Origin of the sequence: Bradyrhizobium sp. CCBAU 25338 (assembly GCF_028128965.1) — a bacterium.
In the GTDB taxonomy this organism is placed as follows: domain Bacteria; phylum Pseudomonadota; class Alphaproteobacteria; order Rhizobiales; family Xanthobacteraceae; genus Bradyrhizobium; species Bradyrhizobium liaoningense.
In genome coordinates, this window is the sequence record NZ_LFKY01000039.1 from 458384 (window position 1) to 466049 (window position 7666).

The 7666-nt window shown below is 62.3% G+C and carries 10 protein-coding genes and 1 pseudogene; 1 reads left to right on the forward strand and 10 read right to left on the reverse strand.

Features of this window, described 5'->3' with window-relative positions:
• Positions 1 to 68: 68 nt before the first annotated feature.
• The 5 genes from ACM42_RS24285 to ACM42_RS24305 form a co-directional block, all read right to left on the reverse strand.
• Complete coding sequence (locus ACM42_RS24285; protein ID WP_128948362.1) at positions 69 to 581, reverse strand: S26 family signal peptidase; 513 nt, start codon at positions 579 to 581, stop codon at positions 69 to 71.
• Positions 578 to 1042, reverse strand: coding sequence for a DUF2840 domain-containing protein (locus ACM42_RS24290; protein WP_128948361.1), 465 nt, complete (start codon positions 1040 to 1042; stop codon positions 578 to 580). Before ACM42_RS24290 ends, ACM42_RS24285 begins: the two co-directional genes overlap by 4 nt.
• A gap of 289 nt (positions 1043 to 1331) precedes the next feature.
• Positions 1332 to 2213 (reverse strand): replication initiator protein A, encoded by an 882-nt coding sequence (locus tag ACM42_RS24295; protein ID WP_128948360.1) that lies wholly within the window; start codon positions 2211 to 2213, stop codon positions 1332 to 1334.
• 22 nt (positions 2214 to 2235) lie between these two features.
• The gene (locus ACM42_RS24300) at positions 2236 to 2517 is read right to left on the reverse strand and encodes a helix-turn-helix transcriptional regulator (RefSeq protein ID WP_128948359.1); all 282 of its coding nucleotides are present in this window, start codon (positions 2515 to 2517) and stop codon (positions 2236 to 2238) included.
• A gap of 35 nt (positions 2518 to 2552) precedes the next feature.
• Positions 2553 to 3077: a DNA -binding domain-containing protein gene (locus ACM42_RS24305; protein ID WP_271530258.1), complete on the reverse strand. Its 525-nt coding sequence runs from the start codon at positions 3075 to 3077 to the stop codon at positions 2553 to 2555.
• A 199-nt stretch (positions 3078 to 3276) separates the two neighbouring features.
• Here ACM42_RS24305 and ACM42_RS24310 point away from each other — a divergent pair.
• Positions 3277 to 3497: pseudogene (locus ACM42_RS24310) on the forward strand (helix-turn-helix domain-containing protein).
• A 66-nt stretch (positions 3498 to 3563) separates the two neighbouring features.
• Here ACM42_RS24310 and ACM42_RS24315 read toward each other — a convergent pair.
• From ACM42_RS24315 to ACM42_RS24335, 5 genes are all read right to left on the reverse strand, one after another.
• On the reverse strand, positions 3564 to 3884 hold the full coding sequence (locus tag ACM42_RS24315; protein ID WP_128948358.1) for a DUF736 domain-containing protein: 321 nt from the start codon (positions 3882 to 3884) through the stop codon (positions 3564 to 3566).
• 570 nt (positions 3885 to 4454) lie between these two features.
• Positions 4455 to 5045 (reverse strand): hypothetical protein, encoded by a 591-nt coding sequence (locus ACM42_RS24320; RefSeq protein ID WP_333921852.1) that lies wholly within the window; start codon positions 5043 to 5045, stop codon positions 4455 to 4457.
• Positions 5042 to 5965, reverse strand: a complete 924-nt coding sequence (locus ACM42_RS24325; RefSeq protein ID WP_271530259.1) for a DUF2493 domain-containing protein — start codon at positions 5963 to 5965, stop codon at positions 5042 to 5044. Before ACM42_RS24325 ends, ACM42_RS24320 begins: the two co-directional genes overlap by 4 nt.
• Before the next feature lie 329 nt (positions 5966 to 6294).
• A complete protein-coding gene (locus ACM42_RS24330) occupies positions 6295 to 7356 on the reverse strand; it encodes a DUF7146 domain-containing protein (protein ID WP_128948356.1) in 1062 nt (353 codons plus the stop codon).
• On the reverse strand, positions 7356 to 7666 hold a 311-nt coding region (locus tag ACM42_RS24335), incomplete at its 5' end, for a hypothetical protein (RefSeq protein WP_271530260.1). The genes ACM42_RS24335 and ACM42_RS24330, both read right to left, overlap by 1 nt.

The following is a 7666-nucleotide window of genomic DNA, read 5'->3' on the forward strand; positions in this document are numbered from 1 at the left end:
GACGGGGGAATGATCCCGCGACCGATCGAACAAGGGAATGGCGAGGAGAACACGTCGAATACGCACGATCACTCCTCCCACGTCCACACCGGCATCGCGCGGCCGATCACGCTAGATGCCGGAAGAAATCCAAAATACCGGCCGTCAAGAGAGTTGTCCGACTGCCAGTTCATCAGAAACAGCTCGCCGTCACCGACGACGCGGCAGCCCTGCCATTTCGGCAGCGGCCTGCCTCGTCCGTCATGATCCTTCGCCTCGCCCACCGCGACGTCGTCGACCGAAATCATGAGGCCGGTTCTGCAAACACTCTGCCCCGGAAGTGCGAGCACGCGCTTCAGCATGGGAACGCCAATGGGCAGATAACCGTTAAGGTCAAGGAAAGTCGCAAGCGGCTCCGGCGGCCGCACGGCGACCAATTCAGTGACTTGGAATTGGTCCGCAGGTCGGAGGCGGTAGAGACCGATCGGCACGCTTGCCGATGCGTTCCAGATGTAAAGCGGAAGCGGCTCCAGGACGATCGTCACGACGAGCGCAGTAGCCGCCCCAAACGTCGCAGTCAGCGTCTTCAGGCGGCCCGTCATCGCATCACCTTTTGGCGGTGTAGCCAGGCCTGATGGCGCGCCTTAGTATACGGGCGCGGGTTTTCGTTGACGGACAGGCGGTTATGAACGTGATGCCAATGATCAGGCGCGACGTCAGCTGGATCGATGCCGAGCGCCTCAACGGCATCGGCCATTTGCAGCACTCGCTCGACTTTCGGCCAGCCGGACAGACGCAGCAAAATCTCTCCGCCGGGTGTCACATAAGGGACGGTCGAGCAGCGTTGTCCCGGCGCGACTGCGCGCAAGATGTCGATCCGCGAAATGATTGCCCCAAAGTCGTTCGAGGTCCATCGGACGAAGGCAAAGATGCTGCCGGGCGCAAACGACAGGAGGCGCCGATGGCGATCAAGCTGCCGTTCCTTGACGATACGACCGAACCGAATGAGATTTTCGATACGTTTTTCGAGCCACAGCACTTCTACTTCGGTCAGATCGCTCATGCCGTGGCTCCCCCACGCTCTAACTGGGAGCCGTTCGCTTTGGCGGCGGGGAAGTGCGTGTACGGCTTGCGAACGCCAGCAGGACGGACGGGCCGACTTTGCCGGCCACCTCCCATGCGCTTTGCGGCTTGGTCCGTTAGAAGAAATCCGAAGGATTTCTGGTTAGTAAAGTTAGAGCGGCTGGAAAGCACGGAGAAACAAGCTGTTAAGCTCGATTCCGGTCCCCGATAGCACGAGGATCGGGTCCCCGATAGCACGAGGGTTGCGGTCCCCGATAGCACGAGCTGATTCACAGGTTGTCCTCCAAATTTGGAATGAGACCGCGGCGGCGCAGGCGTGCCGTTAAGGGATCAACAGGCATAGGCGTGAAGTTCAGCCGCTCGGTGCCATCAGGATCGCGCATAAGAACGAGCTGATAGCCGGGCAACGTCTGGCGCTGGACGATCTGACGGATGTCGTAAGCAAAGTGTTTGAGCGGCGAGAGGATGCCGGACTTGGCATGGAGGTGCAGAAGATCAAAGCTCCAGCCGCTGTCCTGTCGGCCGCCGTGCTTTCGCACAAGACGATAAAGCCAGCGCTCGAGCCCACCCGTCAGATCGAAATAGGCGCGGTCAATCGTCAGCACGAGCGCGTCATCGATGACCCCTGCATAGAACCAATCCGGCAGGATCAGCTCGAGCCCGAATGGGCGGCCATTTGCATCGGCCGTCTCCTTCCACTCGTTGATCCACGAGAAGCGATGCCGTCGCCGTTCTGTCGGTTGGCGGATCGACGTCATCACGGTCGTTGACTGGAGTCTGTCGAGGCCCGCCTTCAGCCGATCGTAGTCGCGTGCACTGGTGCCGCGGCCGACAAACGTCAGAATCTCATAAGGCGTTGCGGCCATCAGGCGCGACGTCTTCAAGCCGGCGTCACGCGCTTCGACGATCTGGGACGCAGCCCAGATCAGAACGTCTGCATCCCAAATGGTCGCCATGCCGTGTTCCGGCACTGCTTCGACCCGAATTGCGATCGCACCCGCGCGGAAATCGATCGGCACGATCCGCTTCGTTTTTGCGAGCGAGAAGAACGGATAGGCCATCAGATCTTGCGCGTCGCGGGGCGCAAGATCGCCGGGTAGCGCCCGAAAGAGCTCAAGCTGGTCGCGCTCGGAATGAAGTTTGCGCCGCATAGTCACTGCTCTCACGCGGCTATCAGCGACGTTCCTGACCTGCATAGGGACGCAGGGCCGGATGCTTTTTGGCGGGCAGCACGGTCCCCTTGCCGGGATCGGACGTCGACGTCCTGGCGCCGCGGTCGGCCCACGCTTTCAGGTCATCGACGGCGTAGACGACACGTCCGCCAATCTTCCGATATGTTGGTCCGGTACCGTACGTGCGGTGCTTCTCCAGCGTGCGACCGGACAGGCCAAGATAGCGCGCGGCCTCAGGTGTACGCAGGAATCGCGGGGGAACACCGGCCATCGGATCGGGCATTTGAGAACTCCAAGAAGACGACGCACTACGCTTGGCTAGGCCGGCGTGTGTGCGGTCATCATGGAGGAGCAAGACTTCGGAGAGGGATGCCGAATATGGAGGGAACGGTTTTCGGCACCCTGGGGAACGACGCTACCCGTCCCTGCGCCCAGGCCGCAGGATTTTTTGCGGTAACCACCGCGCATCAACGTGAGGCCGCCTTGCACGAAGCGGATCGTTCGATTGCGCAGATCATGCGTCTTCCAGGCGCGATCGGGATACGCTTTTTGCCGGACAGTAGTTCGGCGATAACGCGATAGCTTGCGCCCGCGCCGTGCGCCTCGAGCGCACGGATCGCAGCCCTCAAGCGGTCGTTTCGATAGTTGATGAAAGGCTGGCGCGCGTCCATTCATCGCGCGCCACAGCCGCCGGGCTGCATAGGCGCGCGCTTCTATATCGCCGTCAGCTGGCAGCTCGGCCGCATATGACCAGCCGAGTACCGGCGTCGCTTTGGACCAGACACGGTGATCTACCGCAGCGATGCCAAGCAGGGCATGCCAGCCGTCGACAGCGTTGCGCATTTGGCCAGCTGTAAGGTCGAGCAGTGGCTGAGACGGCGACCTGCCCCGTTACGACTTTGACCGGAACGACCGTTGGAATCCTGGATATTCCTTCGGTAGACACGACGGCCGAGCTCGGTCGCGCACGTAGCGCCGTCACATCGATAGCATGTTCGGACACGAATAGAAACGATCGTTGCTAGAACGATCCCATATGGCCATGGATCTCAAGAGCGTCGTGGCTGTGACTCTGCGTCGGAAACGCCACGATCCACAAATGACGCCGGAGGAGCTCGCCGAGCGTGCGGGTTTAATCGCCGTTATGTCGGCGCCATCGGCGACGCATCAGCAAGCGTTACCGTCCTCGGGCAGATTGCTGAAGCATTAGGATGCGAGCCGGGAGACCCGCTCAAAAGGGCTGCGCGGCTTAGCAAATCGTAATCCGCACCTCAGCCCGGGCGCGAAGTGCCCCGCCCGGCGAACCGGGCGGGGCTTGATTGAGCGAGCTTACTCACCGTTCTTACGCGGCCGCGACCAGAGGAGCGTGTAGCCTTCGCCGCTTTCGTCCTCGAAGAGGTTCGCATAGATCGGAGCGTTGAAGGAGGGGTCGTCGAGCTTGAGTGAGAGGTAGTCGCGACCTTCCTCGGAACGCTTCGACCAGGCTGCGCCGATCTCCGCGCGCCCCACATAGATGCGGTGGCTGGGGGCGTTGTCGTTGGACCGGTTGGTCTCGGCGACGATGCGGACGCCCTTGGCTTGCAGGCTCAGGGTGACAATCTCGCCCTGGAAATCGTTGCCGACCTTCTTGAAAGAACCGATGTTAGCCATGTCACTTCTCCTGTTGTGTTTCGAGCCCGCGACCACCGCGGCCTCGATGGCGATCTAGGGCCGAAGACGATCGGCGACGCACCCGCCCGCGGGCCGGAGCGCAGCGGAGGACGCCGTTGTGGCGACTTTCTTGACTCGCGAGGAATGGGCGAAGCCCAGGGGAAGAAAGTCGCATCAACGGCGTTGCGGCTCAGACGATCGAGGCGAAGCCGGTCTTCGGCCAGATCAAGCCATCCATGAGGCCACGTGCGTCCGCGTGCTGAACCGCAATCTCAGGAGAAGACATGACTCATATCGGTTTTGCTGAACAAGAGGTCGGAACGATTCAGCGCAGAAACAGAAACAAACTGCTGCAAAGGGCGGTATCGGCTCCCATGAATGGATCGGGGCAACACCGCTCCGCCGCGGCTGCGTGGGCCAGATCCGAATGCCGGCGGCTTGATCGAGAGCTCCGAGGCGGACTGCCTCTCCCGCGCTCGATCATCCCCGTTCAGCGCGCCGATCTATGCGAACCTGTTCGACGAAGGAGGTAAATGGTCATCTCTCAGGCCTTCCGGCCGTAAGAACTGGTTAGGACGGACTCTCCACCACCCTACCCGGCTCGAACGGGCGGCTCTCCGCCGGAACGATCAAGCGCGTCCATGACGTGACGCCAATGCAAACCGCGCCCAGGCAAGCGAAGACTTCACGCCAAACCAACGAAGGCAACCCAATCTGGGACAGGGCGAACACCACATGATAGCCGGCAACGGCGGCGGGAATAGCAAATGCTGTCGCGATCGCGATGCGCAAAGCCAAGGACCGGGTAATTGCGACGGCGACTTGGCCGAGGACGAGCGTCAGCGCACCGCCGGCCGTCGCGATAAGCACCGCACCAATGAGGCCGGCGCCGCTCCGAAACGTAGTCATTCCGACACTGAGAGCGACGAAAAACGGCAGTGCATACACAGCGAGCGCAAAGATCGCCCAGCAGAACAAGCCGATGCCGAGTGTGTTGATGGCAAGCCCAAGGGCAAGCATGGTGGTGGCTCCATGTGCATAGATGTACCAATCGCGCCTTCCACCACCACCACGGCGCAACTCTGAACATGAGACCGAAAGGAGGCGGAGTTGCGGCGCATGCAACCCCACTTCGGTTTGCAGGCAGAAGACGGCGCTCACGCGCCGCCGAACCTCCAGACAGGGATGCCGAGCCGCTTCGCCTTATCAGCGAGATTGTCCTGGATTCCTGTGCCCGGGAAGTGCATGACGCCGATCGGCAGGAGTTCGAGCATAGCATCGTTGCGCTTGAAGGGGGCCGCCTTGGCGTGCTTGGTCCAGTCAGGCTTGAATGCGATCTGAGGCACCTTGCGATTAGTCGCCCATTTGGAGGCGATAAGCTCCGCACCTTTCGGCGAGCCGCCATGGAGCAGGACCATGTCGGGATGCTTGGCATTGACCTTGTCGAGGCGGTCCCAGATGAGGTGGTAGTCATTAAAGTCGAGCCCGCCGGTGAGTGCGATCTTCGGTCCTTCTGGCAACAAGACCTCGGCTTCAGCGCGACGCTTCGCTGCGATGAAGTCGCGGGAGTCGATCATCGCGGCGGTCAGCGCGCGGTGATTGACCAGCGATCCCGATCGAGGACGCCAGGACGATCCGGTGTGAGTCTCGAAGCGCTCGATGGCCGTGTCGCGGAAGAGCTCCAGGCAGTTGCGGCGCTCGATCAGCGTGATGCCCTCGGCCGTCAGGCGCTCGAGTTCGACCGATCGAACCTCAGAGCCATTCTGCTCGCGCTGGCTCTTCTGCTGCGCCTGTTCGTTGTCGTCGAGGTGGCGCTCGATGCGGTCGACGGCACGATGGAACAGGTTGACCGTCGACCAGAGCAGATCGTCAAGGTCCGGTTCGAGCCGCGTGTCGCTCAACGTCGCGACCAGGGCGTCGAAGATGTCGGCGACGGCACCCGCGATGATCTTGGCCTCGGGAAGTGGCCGTGGATCGGGCTGGTCGTCGAAGGGACGGTAGCCGAAGAGCTGTAGCTCGTTGAGGACGTGGTCAGTTGGAGAAGAGGCGTGCGGAGGTTCGATGTCGTCACGGTCGGTCATTGGAGGGATCCTTTGCCGGATCGGCCGCGCCCATCGCGGCCTTCGTGGCGATCACTCAGACGGCGGGCGGAACGGGCCAGAACCCGCAAGGGCCGAAGCGGCAGCGGAGGATGGCGGAGGCCGGCTATTTTGCTTCGCGATGCAAAGTGCGCCGGTTTGATGGCTGTTGTGTCTGCTCATCGCCGGCGCGCGGCGGAAAATAGCCGGGCGCAGCCATTGCCGGCCCGGTCCGCTTGCCGTCCGATCGCCCTCTAGAAGGCCGAGGTCGCGTCCTCTTCCGGCAATGGCCTCGTTATGAGCGACCTATCAACGTCGATCGAAGCACCGACCTATTCTGCCGCTACTGTCGACAAACGCAGGAAGCGGACGACGTCCTCTGGTACGAGTTGAGGCCGCAACTCTGCTCGGAGAGTCTCGGGACCGAAGATGTGCAGGTCTTCGTTGAAATCGCCCAGCCGGGGTGACAACGCTATCGCTTCAATGCCGGCGTCTTTTGCTCGCTGGGCGAGAGACGCCTGCACGGCATCTCCCGCGGCGTCGGCATCGCGCGCGATATAGAGCCGACGCAGGCCAGCCGGTAGCACCATGGCCGAGAGATGATTGGCCGAAAGCGCAGCTGCCATCGGCAATGTCGGCAGCACGTAGCGCAGCGACAGCATGGTCTCGATCCCCTCGCCGGCGGCGAGCACGTCGTCCACGACGCCGAAGCGAACGGCGTTGCCGAGCAGGTTGCCCATGGACCGTCGTGGCGTGTCTATTGGAGCCTTGCCGAGACGAATGCGATCAAAGCCGTCTGGATCGAGCCAGGTTCGGTGCGCTCCGGTGATCCGCCCCTCAAGGTCCGTGACGCGGGCAATCATCGCCGGCCAGCTTTCGGCCGGCAAATGCTCGTCCGGCCGATAATAGCAACGAGGGTGGAAGCGCAGGCTGCCACCATGGTGAATGCGGGTTATGCCGCGACTTTGCAGATACGTTTCGGCCTCCGTCCCCTCGATCGGACTGGATATCGCAAAGAGACGACGGGCGGCTTGCTGCGATCCAGCGGGCGCCACCGAACGAACGGGTTTCGAGGCCGGCTGCGGCTCAGGACGAGGAAGCTTCAGAAACCGTCGCGCCTCCTCGGCGGCCTCGCTGAAATCGCGTAAACCCCGGCATTCGCGGATGATATCGAGGAGGTCGCCATGCTCACCGGTCGCAGCGTCAGTCCACTTGCCGGCGGGGCCCTTCGGTGATTCCTGAAGCCGCACGAACATCGAGCGGCCCGGCGTGTTGCGGACGTCGCCGACCACCCAGTATCGCCCCGCCCGCTTGCCATTGGAGAGATAATATCGGCACACGGCCTCGGCCTCGCGCGCGAGGCGGCGTGCCAATTCGCAAGGCGCGGCGGACATCACGCGGCCTCCCGCTCACTAACGCGCGCGACCGGGTAGGTTTCGAGCACCTTTGTCAGGATCCCGACGCCGCTTTCGTCTGTGGGGACGAACATCCGCAGCTTCCAGGAGATGATCTCTCCAAAGAGGCCGTAAGCACGGAGACGATCGCGCATCGTGTCGTTGAATCCCGATAGCTCGATGCGGCATGCGCCCATCACCCGGACGCGACGAAGCTGGAGCCCTTCCGCGAGATCGAGGAGGGTGCGTCCTTCCATCAACGCCGCAAAGGCAGTGTCCGGCGATAGCGTAGGCGTGTCCGCCGAGATGG

Excerpts from the sequence above, each read along its gene's own strand:
- ACM42_RS24285 (WP_128948362.1), bottom strand. The coding sequence starts at position 581 with ATGACGGGCCGCCTGAAGACGCTGACTGCGACGTTTGGGGCGGCTACT.
- ACM42_RS24290 (WP_128948361.1), bottom strand. The coding sequence starts at position 1,042 with ATGAGCGATCTGACCGAAGTAGAAGTGCTGTGGCTCGAAAAACGTATC.
- ACM42_RS24295 (WP_128948360.1), bottom strand. The coding sequence starts at position 2,213 with ATGCGGCGCAAACTTCATTCCGAGCGCGACCAGCTTGAGCTCTTTCGG.
- ACM42_RS24300 (WP_128948359.1), bottom strand. The coding sequence starts at position 2,517 with ATGCCCGATCCGATGGCCGGTGTTCCCCCGCGATTCCTGCGTACACCT.
- ACM42_RS24305 (WP_271530258.1), bottom strand. The coding sequence starts at position 3,077 with ATGCGCAACGCTGTCGACGGCTGGCATGCCCTGCTTGGCATCGCTGCG.
- ACM42_RS24315 (WP_128948358.1), bottom strand. The coding sequence starts at position 3,884 with ATGGCTAACATCGGTTCTTTCAAGAAGGTCGGCAACGATTTCCAGGGC.
- ACM42_RS24325 (WP_271530259.1), bottom strand. The coding sequence starts at position 5,965 with ATGACCGACCGTGACGACATCGAACCTCCGCACGCCTCTTCTCCAACT.
- ACM42_RS24330 (WP_128948356.1), bottom strand. The coding sequence starts at position 7,356 with ATGTCCGCCGCGCCTTGCGAATTGGCACGCCGCCTCGCGCGCGAGGCC.